Below are 22,486 nucleotides of genomic sequence, written 5' to 3'. Positions count from 1 at the left end.
GACAAATTCGGTTGATTGAACCCCAGGCGCGGAAGTATTGACCCAAAGTGAAACTTTAGTCACACCTGGGGGTGACTGTGAGGCGATCACTGGCGGTTGTGGTCGGTGCCGCGGTGCTGGCCTGTGCGGGCTGCAGCAGCGAACCGGAGAAGGGTGACGCACCCGCCGCCGGTGGTACGACGAAGACGACCACAAAGCCTTCGTCCACGGCGCCTAAGTCCACGCCCAAGCCGAGTCCGGTGGCGCTCTCGGTGCCGATGTACCAGCGCGCGCTGACGAATGTGGAGAAGGTCCTCAAGCCGTCCGTCGCCCGGGTGATGAACGCGAAGACCATCGCCGCCTTCGACGCTTCCCGGCTCCAGCTCGCGAAGGCAGTCGTCATCGAACGCAGCGCGCTCGCGAAGATCACTCCGCCGAAAGGCCTGGTGACGGCGCATCCCGCCGTACTCGATGCCTTCGACGCGTACGCCGGGGACGTGGCCACCGAGTTGAGCAAGGCCGGGGGCACGAAGACCGGCTGTGGTTTCCCCAAGGCGCTGGACGTCCGGCTGTACGAGGCGAAGAGCGGCCTGCGGTTGGCGTACGCCGAGCTCGCACAGAGCGTCCAGAAGTCGATCGGCAAGGGCGTGAACTTCGGCGCGCTGTCGGTGCCGCCCAAGCTCAGCCAGCCGGCCGTGATCGCGGGCCGGGGCGAGAACGGCGACGTGTTCCAGCGGTCCGGCCCGCGCGGCTCGGGCTCGCTCGAGATCACCAACGCCGGCGACGACGTGGTGATCGTGATCGCCACCAGCAACCCGCGGAAGCCGGAGGCCTCGATCTACGTCCGGGGTAACAAGAGCGCCAGGCTCACCGGGATCCGCAGCCAGGACTACTGGGTGTACTTCAAGTCGGGGACGAACTGGGACGCGAAGAACCACCGGTTCACCGAGGGCTGCTCGTACCAGAAGTTCGACGACATCTTCGACGGCTCGTACAACTGGACGATCAGCCTGGCCAAGACCCCGCTCGGCAACGCGTCGTCGTCGGAGACGGAATCCTTCTGACGTGTTCACCCCCGGCGGATGAGATCCTGTGTCGATGCGTACGACGTACCGGATGCGGGCGGGTCGGTTCCTGGGGATCCTGGCCGCCGGGCTGATCATTCTCGGGGTGGCCGTGGTGCTGTGGGCACTGGGGCTGCCGTCCGTCGCGGTATCGGTCTTCGTCACGCTCGGCGGGGTGATCGCGCTCGCCGGCCTGTGGATCCTGGCCCGGCCGCCCAAGGTCGCGCGACTGCGGGACTCCGACATCGAGGTGCGCGGAGTACGGACGCCGTGGACCGATGTCACCGAGGTCGGCCGGGTGGAGACGACCCACGGGGAGGCGATCGTGCTGCGCACCAAGCAGCCGGACCACCCGATCCTGCTGCCGTTGTCATGGCTCTCGCCGAAGCAGGTCCCGTCGCTGGAGACGACGCTGCGCGACAAGCTGAACGCCGCGCACGGGTACACGATCTGGGACGGGACTGCCCCGGAGGACTCCGGCAGCGCAGAATGATGCGGTGCTTTCCTTCGAACTGTCGTACGACGAGCTACTGACCTACCAGGGCACGAATCCGCGGCCGGCGGACTTCGACGAGTTCTGGGACAAGGCGCTGCTTTCACTCGACGAGGTCGCGGCCGACGCCGAATTCGTCGACGCCGTCGATTTCCCGCTGACCACGGCGACGGCGCAGCATCTGTACTTCAACGGGACCGGCGGATACCGGGTGCACGCGAAGGTACTGCGGCCCGCCGAGCCGACCGGGCCGGCCGTGCTGCTCTTCCACGGGTACGGCGGGGAGCAGCCGAAGTGGGTCGAGCTGCTGCCGTACGCGGCGCGCGGGTTCACGGTGGCGGCGCTGGATGTGCGGGAGCAGGTCGGCTTCCGTACGTCGTCGCAGGAGGGCAACAGCTTCTCGTTGCAGCATCATCTGGTGCACGGGCTCGACGCCGGGCCGGACGGGCTGCTGTACAAGCACATCTTCCTGGACACGCGGCGGCTGGCGGACCTGATCGGCGGGCTGCCGGAGGTGGATGCCGCGCGGATGGCGACCACCGGTTGGAGTCAGGGCGGCGGGCTGTCGTTGGTGGCGGCGGCGCTGACGCCGTCGATCAAGTACACGGCGAGCGTGTTCCCGTTCCTGTGCGACTACCAGCGGACGTGGGACCTGAACCTCGAGACCGCGCCGTACGACGAGATCGTCACGTGGTTCCGCAAGCGCGATCCCCGGCATCTACGCCAGGAGGAGGTGTTCACCACCCTCGGCTACATCGACGTACAGAACCTCGCTCCCCGCATCCAGGCCGAGGTAACTCTCTTCGTCGGCCTCGAGGACCAGGTCTGCCCGCCCTCCACCCAGTTCGCCGCCTACAACAAGATCAACTCACCAAAGGAAACCCGCCTCTACCCCGACTTCGGCCACGACGACCTCCCCGGCGCCCACGACGACATCTACCAACTGATAGGCACCAAGCTCTAACCACCAGCTACAGCAGGAACCAGTAGTTGATGGTTGGGCCTTGGGTGGCTGGGCCGGCGCCTAGGGACTCGTAGAGGGTGCGGGCGGGGGTGTTGTGGGCACCGGTGGTCAGGAACATTTTGGTGGCGCCGGCGGTGCGGCCTGTGGTCATGAAGGTGGAGACGAGGGCCCGGCCGATGCCCCGGCCGCGGTAGGGCTCGAGGACCTCGAGTTGGTGGAGGTAGAGCATGGGCGGGCCGGCGGGACGAGCCAGCTGATTGCCCCAGCACCAGCCGGTGATCTCGTCGGCTTCGGTAGCTACGAAGACCATCGTGCCGGGTGTTGCGAGGTACTTCGGGTCGGCGTCGGCGTTCATGAAGGTGCGGACGGCTCGCGTGAGTAGGTCTGGGTCCGGTACGGCGATGGTGGTCATGCGGAGTCGTCCAGGAAGTCGTGGATGTTGTGGTTCCACCGCTGGCTCATCCGTCCATCCTCGCCGAAGGTAGGTCCTACGATCGTGGGGGGAGGGTGAAGGTTGCGAATCCGGCTGCTCGGTGGTTTCGCTGTCGATCGCGGCGGCCGATCCGTCGATCCGAGGGTCTGGCGTCTCCGCAAGGCGCGGACGCTGGTCAAGCTGCTCGCGTTGACCCGTGAGCAGCGGCTGCACCGCGACGTACTGCTCGAGGCGTTGTGGCCGGACCGCTCCCCGACATCCGCGGTCAACAATCTCCACCAGGCCCTGCATGTCGCGAGGAGGGCGCTCGCGGGCGACGAGCCGAGCAACGGATTGCTGGAGTTGCGCGACGACTTCGTCGTACTGCTCGCGGACGGGCTCGTCGACGTCGACGTACGGACGTTCGAACGGCTGGCGACCCAGGGCCGGACCAGCGGCGACCTGGCCGACCTCCGCGCCGCAGTCGCCGCGTACGCAGGCGATCTCCTGCCGGAGGACCGGTTCGAGGACTGGGCCGTGCGCCCGCGCGAGGAGCTCCGCGCGACCTTCGGCAACCTCCTCGTCGACCTGGCGGACGCGGCCGCAGCGGCTGGCCAGGAGGCGGAGGCGTTCGATGCCCTCACGCGCGCGCTCGCCATCGATCCGCTGCACGAGCACGGCGTGCGGAGTCTGATGCGACGGCACGCGGCGACGGGCCGTTCGTCGGAGGCGTTGGCGCAGTACGAGCGGTTGAGAAGCGACCTGCGTACGGCGTACGGCACCGATCCCGACCCGGAAACCCAACGCCTGTACCAAGAGCTGCTGTCCGGCGCCGTCACCATCGAAGCGCAGCCAAGGCACAACCTCGCCCCCGCGTTGACGAGCTTCGTAGGACGCGAGCGGGAGATCGCGGACGTCCATCGCCTGATGGCGCAAGGCCGACTCGTCACGCTCACCGGCGTGGGTGGCGCCGGCAAGACCCGGCTGGCCGAGGAGGCCGCGCGCCGCCTCGTCGACTCGTACGCCGACGGTGTCTGGATCGCCGACCTGGTACCGGTAGCCGATCCGCAACTCGTCGCCGACAGCGTCGCGGCCGCGCTCGGCCTCGACCCCGCGGCCGGCTCGGACTCGATGCGCACCCTGATCACCCGCCTGGCCTCGCGGAACCTGCTCCTCGTCCTCGACAACTGCGAACACCTGCTCGCTGCCTGCGCCGGCCTCGCCAGCGCAGTACGGCGAAGTTGCCCCGGCGTCAGCCTGCTTGCGACCAGCCGCGAACCCTTGCACGCGCCGGGCGAGGTGACGTTCCGCGTGCCCTCGCTCGAGCTCCCGGAGCCGGCGGACGCGGGCGAACTGGACCGGCTCGGCACGCTGTCGTCGGTGCGGCTCTTCGTCGATCGAGCCCAGGACGTCCGGCCCGGCTTCGTCCTCGACGCGGACAACGCCACCGCGGTCGTGGAGATCTGCCGTTGTCTCGACGGCATTCCGCTCGCACTCGAGCTGGCTGCCGCGCGCGCATCGCACCTCGAGGCGGCGGAGATCGCCGCGCGGCTCGGCGAAGCGCTGTCTTTGCTCGGTCGCCCCGGTGAAGTCACTCGCCACGCAACACTGCGAGCGACGCTCGAATGGAGCCACGCCTTGCTGTCGTACGACGAGCAAGTGCTGCTCCGCCGGCTCGCCGTCTTCTCCGGCAGCTTCTCGCTCCGGTCCGCTCAGCAAGTGTGCGCCGACGACCGGATTCCCGAGGTGCTGGACGTCCTCGGCCGGCTGGTCGACAAGTCGTTGCTGCTGGTGGACCATGACGGACAGCGCTCCCGGTACCGACTGCTGGAGACCATTCGGCAGTTCGCGCATGAGCGCCTCGTCGCCGCACACGAGGCGGTGGCGATGGAGACGGCCCACTGCAAACACTTCCTCGAGCTCGCGGCCGACGAGGATCCCGAGCGGGCCGGCGTCGTCGTCGAACGCCCGCAACTGCTCGACGCCGACCACGACAACCTCCGCGCCGCGCTCGGCTGGGCGCTCCGCCACGATCACGAGCGGGCCTTGCTGCTCGGGCTCAGCCTGTCGCCGTACTGGCTGGCCCGCGGTCATTTCTCCGAAGGTGCGGGCTGGCTCGAACGGGTACTCGAGGTCGCGGCAGGACCACCGCGCGAGCGAGCGCGTGCCATCTTCGCGCTGGCGATCCTGCTCGCCCGCAGCGGCCTGGCCGACCGCCTCCCCCGGCTCGGCGACGAGGCGGTCGCGGTGGCCGAGCAGTCCGGCGACCCGGTCGACCTCGTGACCACGCGGGTGCTGCGCGGCACGCTGCTGCTCGGGAGCGGCGATCTCGACGAGATCGAACAGACCGCCGTCGATGCACTCACCCAGGCCGACTCGCTCGGTACGGCGCCGGTGGCCGCGGCCGCACAAGGGCTGGCCGCGATGACCGCGCTGTTCCGCGAAGACACCGAACTGGCCCGGGAGCGCTTCGAAGAATGCCTGCGCCGGCTGCGGCAGATCGACGGGAACCCGGGCCGCTTCTTCCCGGGCGTCACGATGTGCCTGCCGCTGGTACCGATCGACGGATCGTGGGTCCCGGTGTTCGAGGAGACGTTCCTCCTCGGTCGCCGGGTCGGCGCTCTGCAGGGCACGGGCTACGCGTTGTCGGGCTTGGCCGATGCGCACCGATTGACCCGAGACCTCGACGCGGCGCAGGACGCCGTACGGCGGTCCGTCGATACCTTCACCGAAATCGACGACGCGTCCGGGCTCGGCCACGCCCTCAACCATCTCGGCTGCATCGAACGCGACCAGGGGCTGTTCGGTCCGGCCGAGAGGCATCTGCGCGACGCGCTCCGGATCCGTCAGCAACTGGGTGATCGCCGCGGTGAGAGCTTGACCCTCGCCAACCTCGGTCTGCTCGCCGCGGCGGCCGGCGACCCCGGGGCGGGACGGCAGCTGACCCGCGCCGCCCTCGACCGCGGCGAGGCGGTCGACGATGCACCCGCAGCCGGCGGTGCGCTGCTGAACCTGGCCGTCGTCGAGCTGTACGCCGGCGAGCGCCGTACCGCTCGGGTCCTGGCCGAACAGGCGGTCGAGGCGTTTCATCCGCAGGGATATCTCCGGCTCGAGGCGTGGTCCCGGCTGCTCACCGCGGAGCTCGCCTTCGAGGACGGTGACACCGAGGTGCTCGACAGACACGGTCCGGTGGCGTTGGAGATCTTCACCCGCCTGGGTTGCCGCATCGGCACGCCGCGTGCCGCCGCGCTGCTCACGGGCCGCTAAGTCGCGCTAAGCCATTGCGAAGACGTCCTTCCTAATGTCGTTGGCGGGGTCCGGGAACCGTCCTGGCCACAACGATCAGGAGTGGAAATGACAACGACGCAAGCGCGGCAGGACACGCTCGGGGAGGCCACACTCGGTGAACTCGCCGAGGGACTTCGTGGCGAGCTGATCCGCCCGGCCGACCCGTCGTACGACGATGCGCGGTCGATCTGGAACGCCGCGCACGACAAGTTGCCGGCGCTCATCGTCCGGTGCAAGGGTGTCGCCGACGTCATCCGGGCCGTGGAGTTCGCCCGGAGCGAGGGGTTGACGTTGGCGGTGCGGGGCGGCGGTCACAGCATCCCCGGGTTCTCGACGACCGACGGCGGCATCGTCATCGATCTGGCGCCGATGAACTCGGTCCGGATCGACCCCGACCGGCGCCGGATCGTGGCGCAGGGCGGATGTACGTGGGGAGACGTCGACGCCGAGGCCCAGGCCTTCGGGCTGGCCGTCACCGGTGGGCTGGTGTCCACGACCGGCGTCGCGGGCTTCACGCTCGGCGGCGGGATCGGCTGGCTCGTCCGCAAGGCCGGGCTGGCCTGCGACAACCTCGTCGGGGCCGACGTCGTCACCGCCGACGGCCGGTACCTGCACACGAGTGAGACCGAGAACCCCGAACTGCTGTGGGCGTTGCGGGGCGGCGGCGGCAACTTCGGTGTCGTCACGTCGTTCGAGTTCAAGGCGTACGACGTCGGTCCGACCGTCTTCGCGGGCCTCGTCTTCTACCCGGGCGACCGCGCGGCCGACGTACTGCGTGGCTTCGGTGACGCGGCGGCGTCGGCGCCGGACGAGTTGTCGTTGGCAATCAATCTGACCACCGCACCGCCGTTGCCGTTCCTGCCGGAAGAGGTGCACGGCAAGCCGATCGTCGCCGTCCTCGGCATGTGGTCCGGGCAGCCGGAGGCCGGCGACGCCGCGACCCGGCCGTTCCGCGAGCTCGCGCCGGTGGTCGCCGATCTCTTCGGGCCGATGCCGTACAACGCGATGCAGACGCTGCTCGACCCGCTGTTCCCGCGCGGCCTGCGGAACTACTTCCGCTCGGCCTTCTTCGGCGACCTCGGGCCGGCGACCGTCGACGCGCTCGTCGCCGCGCACTCCGCGACGCCGAACGGCCTGTCGGAGCTGCACGTTCACCACCTCGGTGGTGCGATGGGCCGGGTCCCGGCCGACGCCACGGCGTTCGGGACCCGCGACCGCGAGTACATCCTGAACGTCGTCGCCCGGAGCGAGGACGCGGCCGGGTACGACGCGGCGGTCGAGTGGGCTCGCTCGGCCGGGAGTTCACTCGGGCCGGACGCGGCGTCGTACGTGAACTTCACCGGTGAGACGAACGACGACATCGTGCGTGCGTCGTACCCGGCGGCGACCTACGAAAGGCTCGTGGCGGTCAAGAACACCTACGACCCGACGAACCTGTTCCACCTCAACCAGAACATCCGGCCCGCGAGCTAGCGGAGCTCACCGGGTGCAGGACGTCGCGGCTGCGCGTCCGGCGAAGCGGTCGGCCGTCCAGGCGAGGATGTCTGGCATGGCGCCGTCGTCGATGCCCTGCACCCACGGGTAGGTGTCGTGCTCGAGCCCGGGGTACGTCTTGTACGTGAGGCGTGTCCCGAGCCGGCACTGCGCCGTCGCGATCTGGTCGGTGACGCCGACAGGTACGACGGTGTCAGCCTCGCCCTGGAGCAGCAGGACCGGGCCGCCGAGCTTCTGGGTCCCGGCCGAGTTGACCAGCAGGTACTTCCGGAAGGCGGGATCGGTCGAGTACGCCGGCGTGACCAGCTGCGGCCCGGTCAGGTCGGCGTACGCCGTGAACGCCGCGCTCAGGCAGCCGATCGCGGTGATGCCGATCCGGTCGTAGGCCTCGGGCGTGAGCAGTCGCCGGGGCTGGATCCTCGGGTCACTGAAGTGCGCGCCCTGGGCAATCATCGCCGCGAAGGCACCGTACCCGGGAGTCGCGGCAACGTGGTCGACGACCTCGGACAGGTTTGCGACCGGCGACGTGAGGACGGTACCGAGGTACCCGGGCTGCGGGCGGAGGCGCTGCCGCTCCGCGACGCCCATCGCCGCGCCGCCACCCTGCGAGTGGCCCCACAGCACCCACCGCGACGACAGGTCCGGCCGCACGCGGCGGGCCGCCTGCTGGGCGTAGATGACGTCGTTGGATTCGGCGGTCTTGTTGACGAGCTCAGGCCTGCCGTCGGTGCCGAGACCCGCGTAGTCCGGCGCGACGACGGCGAAGCCACGGTTGACGAAGTCCATCATCTGGTTGCCGTGGTAGAGGTCCTTCATCAGCGACGGCGCACACGGCCGGCCGATTCCGCTCGAGCCGTGCGCGTCCACCACGACCGGCCAGCCGCCGGCCGGCGTCTTGCCCTCGGGCACCAGCACAACGGCTGTCGCGGCCACATCGCGACCGGTCGAGGTCCGGGAGTGGTACATGATCCGGGTCGCCGGTCCGGCCGTGTAGTCGGACGTCGCCTGCTTCCGGATCACCGACCCCGCCGGTGCCCAGGGCAACGGAGCGGGCGCGTCGTAGAACGAGGTCCGCGGTACGGCGTTCTGATGTTGCAGGTCCAGCTGGCATTGCACGTCGCAATCGGCCGCCTGAGCCGGCGCGGCCAGGCCGGTCACCGCCGTAGCCGCGGCGATCAGGGTGATGAGGTGTCGCACGTCGCTCTCCAGAATGCTTGGACCCACCCCCAATGGGTTGGCCACCGCATCCCAGGACACAGCCCGACCTCACGCCTGTGACGTCCCGGCCCGTGATCTACCTCTCAGAAGTCAGTTGCGCTTCAGGGCGGCGTCGATGGTGGCGAGTAAGACTTGGTCGTCGTCGGCCCGCCAGGTGTGCGCCTTCGCGCAGGTCCACTGATCCGGCTGGGCCGGAACGACGCAGCCGAAGAGGCGGACCTTGCCGGCGGCCGCTGCCTGCCGAGCGACGGCGGTCGGGAGGCCGTAGAGAATCGGCACTCCCTGCTGCCCGCAGACCGGGCACTCCGGTGCGCTCGCCATACATCGAGCCTACGTCACACTGCTCTGCCGTACGATCGGCCGACAGCGCGATCCACGGCATCAGGAGGAACAGTGGCGTTCGGGTTCAAGTCTGCCGCGCAGCGGGCGGCGTCTGCCCGGGGCCACTGGTGGGACCGCATGTCCGTGATGGTGCAGAGGCACACCGGGCGCCCGATGAAGGACAACGTGGGCCGGTTCGACGGCTCCAGCGTGGCCGGAGACCGGGCGGCCATCTGCGACGCCATGGCCGATGCCTATGCCGGGGAATTCAGGCACCAGGGCCTCGTCCGCGGTCTGGCCAGGCAGGTCGCCGTACAGGATGTGGACAACATGATCGCGGCCAGCGACGTCCCGCGCACTTACCAGTCGATCCTCGATCAGAGGTCTACCGGCGACCCCGAGCCTGCCGATCTGCGCGACCGCCTGCGGGAGGCCGCGGCAACCGGCTTCACCGAGACGATCGGCGATCACCTCGGCGACCGCCGTCCGGCCGCGGAGATCGCCCGAAGCATGCTGGCGACATCCCACGGCCAAGGGCCGCAGAACTCGCCGCTGCGAACTGCCGCCGCGGCTCTCTTCAGGGCGTCGCCGGAGGCGCAGGCGATGATCCCGCCCGAGCAGCACGAGAACGCGATCACCGGTGTCCAGCAGGCGATGGAGCAGCGCGCCGTGGAGATCGAGGCCATTGCTGCCCATGACCTGACCGGACACTCAGGCCTGCCCCCGCGGCCACTCGAGCAGACTCTGCTCGAGTCCCGAATGCTCGGCAACGAGGTCGCCGGCACCGGCATGGAGGCGGTGGAGCGGCTCGCGTACCCGGCCGCGCCGACGGGCAGGCCGATCCAGGCAGCGGCGGTCGACGTCCGCGCTGCACAGGCCGTCGCGTCATCGGGTGTCGCCACGGCCGGCAGTGCCCCGACCGGCGGTGCGGGCGGTACGCCGGTGGACCCGGGACTGCCCTACCGCATGGGCACCAACGAGACGAATCGCTCCGGCTCACGCGAGGTCTGACACCAGCACGTCCTGGATCTTCGTCAGCGCCTTCATCAACTGGGCGCGCTCGGTCTTCGTGAGGGTCGCGGTGATGCGGTCCTCGAGAGCCTGCCGCTCGGCCTCGATCGGCTTCTGCAAGGCCCGGCCGGCAGGTGTCAGCCACAGCCGGACGAGCCGGTTGTCGTGCGCATCGGGGCGCCGCTCGAGCAGACCCGACTCCGCGAGCCGGGTCGCGAGTTTGGTGACGGCCGGGGTGGTGACGTTGACCGCGGCGGCGATCTCGCCCGGCGTACGACCGTCCTCCGCCCACAGCGCGGCGAGCAGATGATCCTGCCCCAGGCGCAGCCCGTGCCGCTGTACGGCGGCGTCCGCCGCGGCGCGCAGCAACTTCGACGTCTTGCTGTGCAACTCCAGGAACTCGGGCATGAAGGGGCTCCTTGACGATCCAATCGTTTACCGGTTAACGTTCTCGACGAATCGTTAACCGGTAAAGGAGTCTGTCATGCTACTCATCACCGGCGCCACCGGACACATCGGCCGCGAGCTCGTCGACGAGCTCAACCGCCGCGGCGCCGATTTCCGCGCCCTGGTCCGCAGCCCCCGCCCGGAGCTGCCCGCCGAGCAACAGATCGGCGACCTGGACGGACCACTCGACCTGCACGGCGTCGACAAGGTCTTCCTGCTCGTCCCCGGCACGGGCCTCGACCACACCGCCAACGTCGTGAAAGCAGCACGCGAGGCCGGAGTACGGCACGTCGTCTACGTCTCGTCGTACGCCGTGCTCGGCGACCCGATCCCGGCGATGGGTCACTGGCATCACGAACGCGAGCAGCTCATCCGCGACTCAGGGATCCCGGCAACGTTCCTCCGGCCGACCGGCTTCATGACGAACGCGCTGGACTGGCTACCGACGATCCGCGCCGGCGGTTACGTACTCGATCCGATCGGCCCGGGCCGCGCCGCACCCATCGACCCGGCGGACATCGCGGCCGTCGCCGCCACCGTCCTCACCGAGGCGGGCCACGAGAAGCAGGAGTACACCCTGACCGGCCCCGAGGCGTTCACTCTCGCCGAGCAGGTCTCGATCCTCGCCGGCGCGATCGGCCGCACCCTCGAGGTACGCCCGATCGAGACCCCCGAGGAGGCCGTCCGGTTCCGGTACCCCGACGGCGCCCCGCCGGACCTGGCGGCCGCCATCGTCGAAGGCCTGGAACTCATGCGCGCCGACACGGTCGGCCTGCGCACAGAGACGGTCCGCCGTCTCACCAGGCGCGAACCACGACGGTTCGCGGCCTGGTGCGACGACAACCAGCTGTTGTTCAAGTAGCTCTGCAGTACCGGCCTGGTGAGGCATGGTCAGTACTGCGCAGCCGCCTAGTTGGCTTCTTTGGTTGCCCAGTAGTGCCATTGCGGGGACGCGACTGGGGAACGGGCCAGCCCGTCCGGCCAGGTAGCCGGCAGGTCGTGGCTCCGCGCCGCGTAGAGAATCACCTCCGATGCGGTGCGGTCGCCGCGGACGGCGACCCGGGCGGCGGTCTCGGCTCGCATGTCGGCGAGATAGTGGATCGCGGGCAGGAACTCGGCGCTCAGCCGCGGACTGAGCCGGCCGACAGGTTCGTCGTCGAGCCGGATCTCGACCACGATCCGGTGCCGGTCCTGGATACCGTCCTCCTCCTCGATCGCGTGCATGGTGGCGTACACCCAGCACTCGCCCTCCGCGCGGAAGAACGGCGCCAGTACGTCGGGATGCACTTCGCTGCCCGGCACGACGATGCCGCTGCCGGGCGGTAGCAGGTGGAAGCTGCCCGGTGGGGGCAGGTTCACCGGCACGAGCATGTGCGGCTGCCCGAGGGCGACCGCGACACTGGCGTGGAACTCGGTGCCCTGGGCGCCCTTGCCGTCCCAGTCCGCCGGCTCCCACTCACTCACCCACAGGTGGCACGGAACCTGCGGTTGCAGGCCTTGCGCCATCAACTCCGACAACACCGGGTGGTACCGGTGCGCGTCGTCCCTCGGCAGATAGCCGACAACCTTGCCCTGCACCCGGACGGCGATCGACCGCGGGTCGAAACGGTTGTGCGGTTCCGGGACGAGGTCCGCCTCGGTGTCCAGATCTGCGCCACGCGCTGGGATGGGATCGGGAAACAGGCTACGGATCGCCTGCTCGTGCGGAGCCTCCCGCACGACCTCCTGACCACACCACAGGGCGTCTCCCCACAGACTGAACGGAATCAGTTCCATTCTTGCCCTCCAGTCCTCACTGACCGGCTTTACTCGGCTCATCTGTTCCAGGGACCTGGTCGTTACACCGAGTGAGCGTATGAAAACTAGACTGCCCAGTGAAAGGCCGTTTCACGCATGGTGCAAGAGTCTGATGCGCAATGGGTATCCGCCGGTCCGGACTGTGGACGCGGATCGTCTTGTGCAGCGAGCGAATCAGGGAAGATCGTGCAAATGCACGGGAAGGAACGTCATGCAGGGCAGTAGTTCAGTCGCTCGATCGACCACTCCGCGGACCGTCGACGCGGCGGCGATCGAGGCCGCGGTCGACCGTCTGGACGGTGTCGCCGTGCGCACACCGTTGCAACGCAACCTCCGCCTGTCGGAGCGCACCGGCGCCCAGGTCTGGCTGAAGCGGGAAGACCTGCAGATCGGCCGTTCCTACAAGCTCCGCGGCGCGTACAACCTGATCGCCCAGCTCGACGACGCGGCCAAGGCGGCGGGCGTGGTCTGCGCGAGCGCCGGCAACCATGGTCAGGGGCTGGCGTATTCGTGCCACATCCTCGGTGTCCAGGGCAAGGTGTTCGTACCGCGGACGACACCGCGACAGAAGCGGGACCGGATCGCGGCCCTCGGCGGCAAGCAGATCCAGGTGATCGTGACCGGCGACACGTACGACGACGCGGCGGCCGCGGCCCTCACGGAAGGCCGGAAGACCGGGGCAACGATGGTTCCTGCCTTCGACGATCCGAGAACCGTTGCAGGGCAGGGCACCGTGGCCGTCGAGTTGGTGGACCAGCTCGGCCAGGCTCCCGACGTACTCGTGGTTCCGGTCGGCGGCGGCGGTCTCGTTGCAGGGGTTGCAACATGGATCCAGGAGCGGCATCCCGGCGTACGCATCGTCGGCGTCGAGCCGGGTGGCGCGGCGAGCATGGCGGCGGCGTTGGAGGCCGGCGAGCCGGTGACGTTGCCACACCTGGACAGCTTCGTGGACGGCGCCGCGGTGCGACGGGTCGGCGAGGTGACGCTGCCCCTCGTGCAGCGCGCCGGCGTCGAACTGATGTCGGTGCCGGAGGGACTGGTGTGCTCGGAGATGCTCGAGCTCTACCAGACCGATGGATTGATCGCGGAGCCCGCGGGCGCTTTGTCGACAAGTGCCCTGGGCAACGGTCTCGACGTACGGCCCGGTGAGACCGTCGTCTGCCTGCTGTCGGGCGGCAACAACGACGTCAGCCGGTACGGCGAGATCCTCGAGCGCTCGCTGGTGCACGAGGGCCTGAAGCACTACTTCCTGGTGACGTTCCCGCAGGAGCCGGGTGCGCTGCGCACGTTCCTCGACGGCGTACTCGGCCCGGACGACGACATCACCCTGTTCGAGTACGTGAAGCGCAACAACCGCGAGACCGGCGTCGCCCTGGTCGGTATCGAGATCGGCAACCGAGACGACCTCCCCGGCCTACTCACCCGGATGGAGGCCGCCCCACTCGACATCGAACGAATCCACCCGAACTCCCCCGAGTTCAGGTACCTGATCTAGTGCCCTGATCTACTGCCCGGGTCAGTGCTTGGTGTGCTTCGAGCCTCGGGGGTCGTGCGGGTGGTTCCCGTCGTCCCAGTCCGGGTCGACGTGGTCCTGCTCCGCGCGCTCGCGCTGCGCCTCGGGCCAGAGATCCTGCGCCTGGGTGCGGTGCTCGTCGGACTCCGTGCGGGCCTCGGCCGCCGCGTCACGGCGCTCGCTGGCGCCAGCTGACAGGCGTCGCGCCTCAGCCGCCTTCTCGTCGGCGATGGCCTGCGCCTTGCGGGCCCGTGCGTCGACCTCGTCGGCCGCGGCCTGCTGCTTCTCGGCCCGCATGGCACTCGTGCGCGCCTCCTGCTCGTGCTCGTACGCCTCCTGCCGGTCGCGCTCGGCCCGGCGCTTGGACGCCTTGGACATCGCCCCGGCAATCAGGGCAACCACGATCACCAGCACGGCAATCGCGACAACAATCCAGACGACGGTCATTCCGTCCATCGCTCCTCCTCGGCTCGATGATCAGAACCACCGGTACCCGGGCCGAGCGCTGCCTAACGCCTACGTCAGACCAGGCCGCGGCGGGCGGCCCAGACGATGGCCTCGATGGCGGTGCTGAAGCCTAGGCGGTCGCAGATCAGCCGGGTCCGGCGGCGAACGGTCCGCTCGGAGAGCTCGAGGCGGCGCGCGACCGCGTCGACCGGCAGACCGGTGGCGAGCAGGCGGAGTAGTTGCAGATCATCATGGCTGATCTCCCGCGGCGGCACCCGTCGCGCGAGCGGTCGAATTTCCTGGGGGAGGACGGTCATACGAATCACCTGGTTCCGAACATCCGGGACTCGGCGGCGTCCCAGTCGGCCGGTTTGCCCTGCGGGGTGTAGTGCCGCAGGCGATGGGTGGAGCGGACCAGCGCGCGCATCGCGGCCAGGTCCGGCAGTGGCTCGCCGAGAGAGCGAGCTTGGACAAGTACGTTGCCGAGCGCCGAGGCCTCGACCGGGCCGGCGAGGACCGGCATCCCGCACGCGTTGGCGGTCAGCTGGCAGAGCAGTTCGTTCTGCGATCCGCCGCCGATGACGTGCAGTACGTCGACCTCGCGGCCGGCGATCGCCTGCGCGGACCGCAAGGTACGCCGGTACGCCAGCGCGAGGCTCTCCAGAATGCAGCGAACGACCGCACCCCGGGACCGTGGCGGCTCCTGCCCGGTCGCCCGGCAGTGCTCCTCGATCCGCGCCGGCATGTTGCCAGGGGCAAGGAATTCGGGCGCGTCGGGATCGACGAGTACGGCGAACGGCGGCGCACCGGCCGCGTCCCGGAGCAGCCCGTCCAGGTCGTCGTTCCCCCAGACCCGCCGGCACTCTTGGAGGATCCACAGGCCCATCACGTTCCGCAGGAAGCGGATCCGGCCGTCCACGCCGCCTTCGTTGGTGAAGTTGGCCTCCCGGGCCTCATCCGTCAGGACGGGTGCGTCGAGCTCGAGCCCGACGAGCGACCAGGTCCCGGACGAGATGTAGGCGAACCGCTCGTCCGCCGCAGGCACGGCAACCACGGACGATGCTGTGTCGTGCGACCCGACCGCGATGACCGGGATCCCGTCCGGCAACCCGGTCTCGTCCGGCAGGACGTTGCCGATGAGATCACCCGGCTCCCGCAGCTGCGGAAACACCCGCCGCGGCAGCCCTACCCGGGAGATCAGCTCGTCACTCCAGTCCCGGGCCGACACGTCGTACAGCTGGGTAGTGGATGCGTTGGTGCGCTCGACGCCGATCTCCCCGGTCAGCCAGTACCCGAGCAGATCCGGGATCATCAACAGACTGCTCGCCTGGTCGAGCACCTCGACGGCCAGCTGGTAGATCGTGTTGAAGGGCAGTTGCTGAAGGCCCGTAACGGCGTACAGGTCAGCGGCCGGCACCTTCGCCAGCACACGTTCCATCACACCGTCGGTGCGAGCGTCGCGGTAGTGCGCCGGATTGCCGAGCAGGTGTCCGGCGCCGTCGAGCAGGCCGTAGTCGACCGCCCAGGAGTCGATGCCGATTCCGTCGAGCGCGCCGGCAGCCTGCAACCCGTCCAGGGTCGACCGGTACAGATGCAAGATGTCCCAGTAGAGCCGCCCGTTCGCCCGGACCGGCCCGTTCCAGAAGCGGTGCAGCTCGTGCAACTCCAGGACCTGGGCGCCCACCTCGCCGAGCATCACCCGCCCGCTCGAGGCACCCAGATCCACGGCCGCGACACGCTTCACGGCGCCACCACGGTGAGGTCGAGATGCAGGAGATCAGCTACCGCGGTCAGGTCGGCCGCACGGTGACCGGTGCCGAGCGCCCAGTGATGCGCGACCCCGGATGCCGACCACGCGTCCGTCCACTCGCCGGGATCGCAACCGAAGTCCACCCGTGACGTGGTGTTCCCGATCTGCAGCAACGGCCCGGGTACGACGTTCCCCTCGGAGGCGATCAGGTTGAACGATCCGTCCCGCCGTTGACCCAGCCCGCAGACGGTCACCGGCCCCTGCTGTACGTCGAACTCCACCGACACGCCCCAGCCGCGCTTCCCGTGGTACACGCCCAGCCCACGCAGCAACGGCTTCCGCGCCGAGATCGCCAGATGCGCCGGGCCGTCGTGCCCCATCTCGACGACGTTGTCGTGGAAGTTCAGCGCCTGCAGCTCGGTGAACGATCCGCCCGCACCGAGCTTGTCCATCACCAGCATCGCCAGCGAGGTCCGCAGCTCGTACTCGCCGGCCGCCGGCACACCCCTTGCCGTCAGCAACGACGCGCCGAGGATCATCCCGGCCGCGACCCGCTCGTGCGTCTCGCCGTCCAGCCCGCGGTGGTAATAGGCCAGCGAATCAAGGGCGAAGTCCTCGACCAGCCGGTCCAGCGCGACCGAGACAGTGGCGCCCCAGCGGAAGTCGTCCTCGTTCACCGAGTCGTCCAGGGTGAAGATCTCCCGGGCGACCTTCATCCGCGACTCGGTCTCGGCGTCCGAGACCTTCTCCACCCGGACCCGGAGATCGTCGATCTCGAGGATCTCCACGTGGCCGCCGAGCTGCGCCGACACCAGCGTCGGGTCGGTGATGACGTCCATCATGCCGGGGTAGAGGTGCCCGAGCAGACCGTGCCGCCCGTGCCGGAGCGCCGCCCGGACGCCGGCAGCGCGGATCCACCTGTCGATCCGCGCCCACGCCCGCTCGTCCTCGAGGTACCCCGACACCGACCGGAAGTCGATCCCGCAGCGCTCGAACGCGTTCGCCATCTCGGGCAGCGGGCAGGCCCCGCAGTACGCGAGCCAGGCCCCGGTGTCGAAGGACGCGTGATCCATCGCCTCGGTCGGCTGCAGGTTGAGCAGGAGCACCGGTGCACCGCTGCGCTGCGCCACCGGCACCAGCATCGACGCCGTCATGTACGTCGTGAGGAAGCCGACGATCAGGTCGCAGTCCGCCAGCCGCAGCTTCTCGGCCGCCGCGGCTCCTTCCTGCGCGTCGGAGATGAAACCGACGTCCACGACCTCACAGTCGAGCGCAGCGAACCGCTCGGACACACGCCGGGCCGACGCCTGCAGTTGCGGCAGCAGCTCGGGGAACTGCGGCCAGTACGCGCCCAGACCGCCCGCGACCAGACCGATCCGGGTCTTCCGCGGCTCGACCCAGGGCAGCAGGCCGTTCCCGTCGACGGAACGACTCGGGTCGGTGCTCCACATCATCGAACTCCTTTACCGCAGGAAGGCGGCTGCCACGCCGGCGTCGACGGGCACGTGCAGGCCGGTCGTGTGGGTGAGCTCGCCACCCGCTAGCGCGAACACCGCGGCGGCGACGTTCTCCGGCAGGACCTCGCGCTTGAGCAGGGTCCGCTGGGCGTAGAACGCGCCGAGCTCCGACTCGGGAACGCCGTACACCGCGGCCCGCTGTGCGCCCCAGCCGCCGGCGAAGATGCCCGAACCGCGGACGACGCCGTCGGGGTTCACGCCGTTGACCCGGATCCCGTACTCGCCGAGCTCGGCCGCGAGCAGCCGGACCTGGTGCGCCTGGTCCGCCTTCGCCGCGCCGTACGCGACGTTGTTCGGACCGGCGAAGACCGAGTTCTTGCTGGAGATGTAGATGATGTCGCCGCCCATCCCCTGGTCGATCAGCACCTTCGCGGCGGCGCGCGACACCAGGAACGAGCCCTTCGCCATCACGTCGTGCTGCAGGTCCCAGTCACGTTCCGTTGTCTCCAGCAACGACTTCGAGATGGAAAGTCCAGCATTGTTGACGATCAGGTCCACCCCACCGAAGGCGAGGACGGCGTCGCGCATCGCAGCCTCGACCGCGTCCGCCGACGACACATCGGCGCCCACGGCAACGGCCACGTCGGACGAACCGAGCTCCTTCGCGACCGCCTCGGCAGCCGCCAGGTCCAGGTCCGCGACGACGACACATGCGCCCTCAGCGGCCAGCCGCCGCGCGATCGCCTTCCCGATGCCCGATCCGCCACCGGTCACCAACGCGACCCGGGTGGCGAGCGGCTTCGGCTTGGGCATCCGCTGCAGCTTGGCCTCTTCCAGCGCCCAGTACTCGATCCGGAACTTCTCCCGCTCGTCGATCGGCGCGTACGTCGATACCGCCTCGGCGCCGCGCATCACGTTGATCGCGTTCATGTAGAACTCGCCGGCCACCCGTGCGGTCTGCTTGTCCTTCCCGAAGCTGAACATGCCCACACCCGGCACCAGCACGATCGCCGGATCAGCGCCCCGCATCGCCGGGCTGTCGGCGTCCGCATGCCTGTTGTAGTAGGCCGCGTAGTCCTCGCGATACGCCGCGTGGAGGTCGCGAAGCCGCGCCACCGCATCCTCCAGCGGTGCGGTGGGCGGCAGGTCCAGTACCAGGGGACGAACCTTGGTGCGCAGGAAGTGGTCCGGGCAGGAAGTGCCGAGGGCAGCCAGCTCGGCCAGCCTCTCCCGGGCGGTGAACTCGAGCACGACGTCGGAGTCGTTGAAGTGTCCGACCTGTGGCTTGTCGGTCGACGCGAGGCCGCGAATGACGGGGGCCAGCGCGGCGGCACGCACCCGGCGTTCGTCGGCCGGCAGCGCTTCGAAGCCTTGGACGACCGCGCCGAACGGCTCAGCCTTGCCGTTGTCGGCGAGGAAGCGTTCCGCCGTGCGGATGATCTCCAGCGAGTTGGCCTCGCACTCCTCGGACGTGTTGCCCCACGCGGTGATGCCGTGGCCGCCGAGCACGCAGCCGATCGCGGCAGGGTTGTCCCGCTTCACCGCGGCGATGTCCAGACCGAGCTGGAACCCGGGCCGCCGCCACGGCACCCACACCACGCGATCGCCGAAGCACTCCGCCGTCAGCTTCTCGCCGTCCGCCGCGGTCGCCAGCGCGATCCCGGAGTCCGGGTGTAGGTGGTCGACATGAGGGGCGTCGACCAGCCCGTGCATCGCGGTGTCGATCGACGGCGCTGCGCCGCCCTTCCCGTGCAGGCAGTAGTCGAACGCGGCGACCATCTCGTCCTCACGGTCGACACCCGGATAGGTATCGACCAGGGCGGTCAGCCGGTCGAGCCGCAGTACTGCGAGACCCTTCTCGGTCAGCGTGCCGAGGTCGCCGCCGGATCCCTTGACCCACAACAGCTCCACGGGGTCCTGCGTGACCGGATCGGTCGCCGTACCCTTCGCCGACGTGTTGCCGCCGGCGTAGTTGGTGTTGCGTGGATCGGCACCCAGTCGGTTGCTACGCGCAACGAGCTCGGCGGCGGTGTCGCTCACTCTTATGCTCCCCATCCAGCTTGCTGGCCGCCGACGCGGTCCTTGGTGATCTGCTCGAAGTAGCCGCTGCGCTTGTACGCCGCGACCGGGTCGGCGTCCAGGCCCTGTGACTCGCGCAGTTCGGCGAGCAGTGGCCGGACGTCGGTGTTGTAGGCATCCATCAACGCGGCGTTCGCACCCAGTACGTCGCCCTCCTGCTGCGCCTTCCGCAGTACGTCGCGGTCGACCAGCAGCGCCTTCGCGGTCGCCTCCTGCACGTTCATCACCGAGCGGATGATCGCGGGGATCTTCTCCTCGATGTTGTGGCACTGGTCGAGCATGAAGGCGATCCCGCGGGCCGGGTCGAGCGCGTCGCCGCGGACGATCTCGTTCATGATCCGGAACAGCTGGAACGGGTCGGCCGCCCCGACCATCAGGTCGTCGTCGGCGTAGAACCGGCTGTTGAAGTCGAACGCGCCGAGCTTCTTGGTCCGGAGCAGGAACGCGACGATGAACTCGATGTTCGTCCCCGGCGCGTGGTGGCCGGTGTCGATACAGACCGTTGCCTTCGGCCCCAGTTCGAGACAGTGCGCGTACGACGTACCCCAGTCGGGCACGTCGGTGGTGTAGAAGGCCGGCTCGAACAGCTTGTACTCGAGCAGCATCCGCTGGTCGTCGCCGAGCCGGTCGTACACCTCCTTGAGCGCGGTGGCGAGCCGGTCCTGGCGGTCCTGGATGTCGTCCTGGCCCGGGTAGTTGGTGCCGTCGGAGAACCACAGCTTCAGGTCGCGGGACCCGGTCGCGTCCATGATGTCGACGCACTCGAGCAGGTGGTCGGTCGCCTTCCGGCGTACCGCGGGATCCGGGTTGGTGACGCTGCCGAGCTTGTAGTCGTCGTCCTGGAAGACGTTGCTGTTGATCGCGCCGAGCCGGACGCCCTGCTCCTTCGCGTACGCCGCCAGGCCTGAGTAGTCGTCGACCTTGTCCCACGGGATATGCAGGGCGACGCTCGGCGCGACCCCGGTGTAGGAGTGGACGACGGCCGCGTCGGCGATCTTCTCCTCCGGCGAGCGCGGTACGCCGGGCTGGGCGAACACCTTGAACCGCGTGCCGGAGTTGCCGAACGCCCACGAGGGTAGCTCGATCTCCTGGCGGCTCAGTGCGGCCTTCACGGCATCGGTCGTCATGGGTCAGCCCTCTTTCAAGTGGAAGATCTCGGGAAGCAGGAGGAACGACTCGTCCGGCGGCCGCCCGTCGATTCCGGTAAAGAACTCGGTCATCTCCGACTGCCAGCGCGTGTTGACCTCCGTGGCCGCCATCGCCTTCTGGGCGGCGTCCAGGTCCTCGGCCTCGACGTACCCGATGAGCAGCCCGTCGTCGCGGAGGAACAGCGAGTAGTTGTGCCACCCGGAATCCCGCAGCGCGGCCTGCATGTCGGGCCAGACGTTCCGGTGGCGGTCGACGTACTCGGCCAACCGGTCGGGCCGGACCTGCAGACAGAAGCAGTAACGATTCACGGCGTCACCTGTACTTGGGCGGGTCTCTGCTGGACAGCGGGTATGAAAGGTTTCAACAGCGTCCCATGACGCTAAGCGCGGTGCCCCGTGGCCGTCAAGAGGCTGCCCACGTTTCGCGGCCGATCCCGGACCGTCGGCGCGGAGAATCTGCACGGAGCAGGTATTCTTCGGCAGCTAACACGTTTCAAGTGCGCAGGGAGGTTCTCGTGTCCGTGGATGATGCGGAAGCCCTGCCCGAGCGGACCAGGCGGCGCCGGACCCCGAAGCCGCACGCGGCCGGCGTGAAGGCGGTCGCCGCCGCGGCCGGGGTCTCGCTGGGAACCGTCTCGAACGTGCTGAACCGGCCCGAGGTCGTCAGCCCGCTCACCCGTGCCAAGGTCGAAGCGGCAATGGCCGCACTGGGCTTCGTCCGGAACGAATCGGCCCGGCAGTTGCGCGCGGGGTCCAGCCGGATCCTCGCCTACCTGATGCTCGACGCCGGCAACCCGTTCTTCACCGACGTCGCGAAGGGCGTCGAGGAGGCTGCGCAAGCGGCCGGGCTGTCGGTCTTCCTCTGCACCAGCAGCGAGGACGCCGACCGCGAGGCGGCGTACCTCGATCTGCTCGAGCAGCAGCGGGTGCAGGGCATCCTGATCACGCCCATCGACCAGAACTCGTCCCGCCTGCGCAAGCTGCCGTCCCGCGGTACGCCGGTCGTCGTGGTCGACCGAGCCCTGGACGAGGCGGAGCACTGCTCGGTCGCGGTGAACGACGTACTCGGCGGCGAGCTCGCGATCTCGCACCTGCTCGAGCTCGGCCACGAGCGGATCGCGTACGTCGGCGGCCCGAACACGATCGGCCAGGTCGTCGACCGGCGCGAGGGCGCCCGCCGCGCGCTGCGGACGGCCGGGAGGCCGTCCGCAGACCTGATCGAGCTGACCACCGGCGCACTCACCGTCGCCGAAGGTAGGGGCGCAGGGCAACGACTTGCCGGTCTTCCGGCGGACCGCCGGCCGACCGCGGCGTTCTGCGCGAACGACCTGCTGGCGTTGGGATTGCTGCAACAATGCGTGAGCCTCGGGCTGCGCGTTCCGGAGGATCTCGCGATCGTCGGGTACGACGACATCGAGTTCGCCGAGGCCGCCGCCGTACCGCTGACGTCGGTGCGTCAGCCGCGACAGCTGCTCGGCCGGACCGCCGCGGAGCTGCTGCTGGACGAATCGTCGAACCCGGACCACGAGCACCAGCGCGTCACCTTCACGCCTGAGCTGGTAGTTCGCACGTCAACTCGCGGGACTCTCTAGACCAGTCGAGCG

The 22,486-nt window shown here is 69.2% G+C and carries 21 protein-coding genes; 9 read left to right on the top strand and 12 right to left on the bottom strand.

Annotated features, from left to right (window positions below):
• The first annotated feature begins 77 nt into the window (after nt 1–77).
• The 3 genes from ACIA58_RS08085 to ACIA58_RS08075 are packed head-to-tail and all read left to right on the top strand — an operon-like array spanning nt 78 to nt 2,500.
• Nucleotides 78–1,043 carry a hypothetical protein gene (locus ACIA58_RS08085; RefSeq protein ID WP_396402861.1) on the top strand — a complete coding sequence of 322 codons (966 nt, stop codon included), beginning with the start codon at nt 78–80 and terminating at the stop codon, nt 1,041–1,043.
• Nucleotides 1,044–1,077: 34 nt separating this feature from the next.
• Nucleotides 1,078–1,536, top strand: coding sequence for a hypothetical protein (locus tag ACIA58_RS08080; protein ID WP_396402860.1), 459 nt, complete (start codon nt 1,078–1,080; stop codon nt 1,534–1,536).
• A 4-nt stretch (nt 1,537–1,540) separates the two neighbouring features.
• Entirely contained in the window at nt 1,541–2,500 is a 960-nt protein-coding gene (locus ACIA58_RS08075) for an acetylxylan esterase (protein ID WP_396402859.1), read from the top strand.
• 7 nt (nt 2,501–2,507) lie between these two features.
• Here the strand turns inward: ACIA58_RS08075 and ACIA58_RS08070 are convergent, their stop codons facing one another.
• A complete protein-coding gene (locus ACIA58_RS08070; RefSeq protein ID WP_396402858.1) occupies nt 2,508–2,912 on the bottom strand; it encodes a GNAT family N-acetyltransferase in 405 nt (134 codons plus the stop codon).
• A gap of 102 nt (nt 2,913–3,014) precedes the next feature.
• Here ACIA58_RS08070 and ACIA58_RS08065 point away from each other — a divergent pair, with 102 nt between their 5' ends.
• On the top strand, nt 3,015–6,179 hold the full coding sequence (locus ACIA58_RS08065; RefSeq protein ID WP_396402857.1) for a BTAD domain-containing putative transcriptional regulator: 3,165 nt from the start codon (nt 3,015–3,017) through the stop codon (nt 6,177–6,179).
• Nucleotides 6,180–6,266: 87 nt separating this feature from the next.
• Nucleotides 6,267–7,673, top strand: a complete 1,407-nt coding sequence (locus tag ACIA58_RS08060; RefSeq protein WP_396402856.1) for an FAD-binding oxidoreductase — start codon at nt 6,267–6,269, stop codon at nt 7,671–7,673.
• 6 nt (nt 7,674–7,679) lie between these two features.
• Here the strand turns inward: ACIA58_RS08060 and ACIA58_RS08055 are convergent, their stop codons facing one another.
• Nucleotides 7,680–8,891 (bottom strand): alpha/beta hydrolase family protein, encoded by a 1,212-nt coding sequence (locus tag ACIA58_RS08055; protein ID WP_396402855.1) that lies wholly within the window; start codon nt 8,889–8,891, stop codon nt 7,680–7,682.
• 111 nt (nt 8,892–9,002) lie between these two features.
• Nucleotides 9,003–9,233: a hypothetical protein gene (locus tag ACIA58_RS08050; protein ID WP_396402854.1), complete on the bottom strand. Its 231-nt coding sequence runs from the start codon at nt 9,231–9,233 to the stop codon at nt 9,003–9,005.
• A 72-nt stretch (nt 9,234–9,305) separates the two neighbouring features.
• Between ACIA58_RS08050 and ACIA58_RS08045 the strand changes: the two genes are divergently transcribed.
• A complete protein-coding gene (locus tag ACIA58_RS08045; RefSeq protein WP_396402853.1) occupies nt 9,306–10,244 on the top strand; it encodes a hypothetical protein in 939 nt (312 codons plus the stop codon).
• On the opposite strand, the gene ACIA58_RS08040 is transcribed toward ACIA58_RS08045, so the two are convergent.
• Nucleotides 10,230–10,652, bottom strand: coding sequence for a MarR family winged helix-turn-helix transcriptional regulator (locus ACIA58_RS08040; protein ID WP_396402852.1), 423 nt, complete (start codon nt 10,650–10,652; stop codon nt 10,230–10,232). The two genes, ACIA58_RS08045 and ACIA58_RS08040, sit on opposite strands and share 15 nt — an antisense overlap.
• A 76-nt stretch (nt 10,653–10,728) precedes the next feature.
• On the opposite strand from ACIA58_RS08040, the gene ACIA58_RS08035 reads away from it, so the two are divergent.
• On the top strand, nt 10,729–11,553 hold the full coding sequence (locus ACIA58_RS08035; RefSeq protein WP_396402851.1) for an NmrA family NAD(P)-binding protein: 825 nt from the start codon (nt 10,729–10,731) through the stop codon (nt 11,551–11,553).
• Nucleotides 11,554–11,600: 47 nt separating this feature from the next.
• Here ACIA58_RS08035 and ACIA58_RS08030 read toward each other — a convergent pair whose 3' ends face one another.
• Entirely contained in the window at nt 11,601–12,467 is an 867-nt protein-coding gene (locus ACIA58_RS08030) for an HIRAN domain-containing protein (protein WP_396402850.1), read from the bottom strand.
• 232 nt (nt 12,468–12,699) lie between these two features.
• On the opposite strand from ACIA58_RS08030, the gene ilvA reads away from it, so the two are divergent.
• Nucleotides 12,700–13,983: a threonine ammonia-lyase IlvA gene (gene ilvA, locus ACIA58_RS08025; RefSeq protein ID WP_396402849.1), complete on the top strand. Its 1,284-nt coding sequence runs from the start codon at nt 12,700–12,702 to the stop codon at nt 13,981–13,983.
• A gap of 21 nt (nt 13,984–14,004) precedes the next feature.
• Here ilvA and ACIA58_RS08020 read toward each other — a convergent pair whose 3' ends face one another.
• The 7 genes from ACIA58_RS08020 to ACIA58_RS07990 all read right to left on the bottom strand — a co-directional run bounded on the left by ACIA58_RS08020 (nt 14,005) and on the right by ACIA58_RS07990 (nt 21,191).
• Nucleotides 14,005–14,457, bottom strand: coding sequence for a hypothetical protein (locus tag ACIA58_RS08020; protein ID WP_396402848.1), 453 nt, complete (start codon nt 14,455–14,457; stop codon nt 14,005–14,007).
• Between the two features lie 65 nt (nt 14,458–14,522).
• A complete protein-coding gene (locus tag ACIA58_RS08015; RefSeq protein WP_396402847.1) occupies nt 14,523–14,765 on the bottom strand; it encodes a LuxR C-terminal-related transcriptional regulator in 243 nt (80 codons plus the stop codon).
• A 5-nt stretch (nt 14,766–14,770) separates the two neighbouring features.
• Complete coding sequence (locus ACIA58_RS08010; RefSeq protein ID WP_396402846.1) at nt 14,771–16,192, bottom strand: rhamnulokinase family protein; 1,422 nt, start codon at nt 16,190–16,192, stop codon at nt 14,771–14,773.
• The gene (locus ACIA58_RS08005) at nt 16,189–17,652 is read right to left on the bottom strand and encodes an arabinose isomerase (protein WP_396402845.1); all 1,464 of its coding nucleotides are present in this window, start codon (nt 17,650–17,652) and stop codon (nt 16,189–16,191) included. Before ACIA58_RS08005 ends, ACIA58_RS08010 begins: the two co-directional genes overlap by 4 nt.
• Nucleotides 17,653–17,661: 9 nt before the next feature.
• The gene (locus tag ACIA58_RS08000; protein WP_396402844.1) at nt 17,662–19,695 is read right to left on the bottom strand and encodes a bifunctional aldolase/short-chain dehydrogenase; all 2,034 of its coding nucleotides are present in this window, start codon (nt 19,693–19,695) and stop codon (nt 17,662–17,664) included.
• Nucleotides 19,696–19,697: 2 nt separating this feature from the next.
• Entirely contained in the window at nt 19,698–20,861 is a 1,164-nt protein-coding gene (gene rhaI, locus ACIA58_RS07995) for an L-rhamnose isomerase (RefSeq protein ID WP_396402843.1), read from the bottom strand.
• Between the two features lie 3 nt (nt 20,862–20,864).
• Entirely contained in the window at nt 20,865–21,191 is a 327-nt protein-coding gene (locus ACIA58_RS07990; protein WP_396402842.1) for an L-rhamnose mutarotase, read from the bottom strand.
• A 206-nt stretch (nt 21,192–21,397) separates the two neighbouring features.
• On the opposite strand from ACIA58_RS07990, the gene ACIA58_RS07985 reads away from it, so the two are divergent.
• On the top strand, nt 21,398–22,474 hold the full coding sequence (locus tag ACIA58_RS07985) for a LacI family DNA-binding transcriptional regulator (RefSeq protein ID WP_396402841.1): 1,077 nt from the start codon (nt 21,398–21,400) through the stop codon (nt 22,472–22,474).
• Nucleotides 22,475–22,486: the final 12 nt, after the last annotated feature.

Origin of the sequence: Kribbella sp. NPDC051586 (assembly GCF_044453965.1) — a bacterium.
Lineage (GTDB): Bacteria > Actinomycetota > Actinomycetes > Propionibacteriales > Kribbellaceae > Kribbella.
Note: the sequence above shows the minus strand (reverse complement) of the source record. Positions and strands in the feature narration are given on the sequence as shown.